Source organism: Brachybacterium tyrofermentans (assembly GCF_014897585.1).
In the GTDB taxonomy this organism is placed as follows: Bacteria; Actinomycetota; Actinomycetes; order Actinomycetales; family Dermabacteraceae; genus Brachybacterium; species Brachybacterium tyrofermentans.
The window spans coordinates 1-1,269 of sequence record NZ_JABUXW010000085.1 but is presented as its reverse complement, the minus strand read 5'-3'; the positions used below and the strand labels follow the sequence as shown (position 1 = coordinate 1,269).

General features: G+C 65.2%; 1 protein-coding gene. It reads right to left on the bottom strand.

Annotation, left to right across the window (positions count from 1 at the left end):
• Positions 1-34: 34 nt before the first annotated feature.
• Positions 35-1,200, bottom strand: a protein-coding gene (locus INT49_RS20805) for an IS3 family transposase (RefSeq protein ID WP_226851139.1) whose coding sequence is annotated in 2 segments (ribosomal slippage) — positions 35-913 and positions 916-1,200 — 1,164 coding nt in all. Because the reading frame shifts where the segments join, the coding sequence is not laid out codon by codon here.
• Positions 1,201-1,269: the final 69 nt, after the last annotated feature.

The following is a 1,269-nucleotide window of genomic DNA, read 5'->3' as shown; positions in this document are numbered from 1 at the left end:
GGGACTGCCGCATGATCAGGTGACAGTTGTGGTGTCAGGCCGCGAGGCTCACGGCCGGTTTCATGATGGTCTCGTATTCGATGGGGGTCAATCGGCCCAGGCGGGCCTGTCGGCGGCGGCGGTGATAGGTCCGCTCGATCCAGGTGATGATCGCGATCCGGAGCTCGTCTCGGGTCCGCCAGCGCTTGCGGTCCAGGACGTTCTTCTGGAGCAGCGAGAAGAAGGACTCCATCGCGGCGTTGTCCCCGGCGGCACCGACTTGCCCCATCGATCCGATGAGGTGGTGACGGGTCAGGGCGTGCACAAACTTCCGTGATCGGAACTGGGATCCGCGGTCCGAGTGGACGATGCAGCCAGCGGCATCTCGACGCCTGGATATCGCGCTCTCCAGGGCATTCACTGCCAGACGCGCCTTCATCCGGGAGTCCATGGAGTAGCCGACGATCCGGCCGGAGAACACGTCCTTGATGGCGCAGAGGTAGAGCTTGCCCTCGTCGGTGGGGTGTTCCGTGATGTCGGTCAGCCACAGTTCGTTGACGTCATCAGCAGTGAAGTCGCGCTTGACGAGGTCGTCGTGGACCGGTGGCCCGGGGCGCTTCCCGTTCTTACCGCGCTTCTTCCCGAAAACGGACCACCACTGGTTGTCCCGGCAGATCTTCCACGCGGTCCGCTCACACATCTTCTCGCCGGTGTCGGCGGCTTCGTCGACCAGGAGCCGGTAGCCGTACTCGGGGTCGTCGACGTGGGCGTCCAGCAGGGCGTTGGCCCGGTAAGCCTCGATCAGTTCGGCATTGGTGACCTGCTGTTTCCGCCAGCGGTAGTAGGGCTGGCGGGAGAGCTTCAGGACCCGCAGGGACACCGTGACGGGGATGCCGTCGACGGCGAGCTCGCTCACGAGCGGGTAGTACCTTTTCCCGGCAGGTTCGCCTGGGACAGGTAGGCAGCGGCGCGGCGGAGGACCTCGTTCTCCTGCTGAAGCAGCCGGATCTGCTTGCGCGCCTCACGCAACTCGGTCGATTCCTCCCGGGTCCTGCCGGGGCGGTTGCCGTCGTCGATATCGGCTTGGCGGATCCATTTGTGGAGCGTCATCTCGTGGACGCCGAAGTCCTTCGCGATCTGCGCGATCGTGATGCCGTCCTCACGGGACCGGGCCACTCGCACGACGTCTTCGCGGAACTCCTGGGGGTAGGGGGCGGGCATGGTGCACATCCTTCCAGGCCGCCCTACGGGCAAGCCAGATCAGATGTCACCCATCCTTGCGGCAGTCCC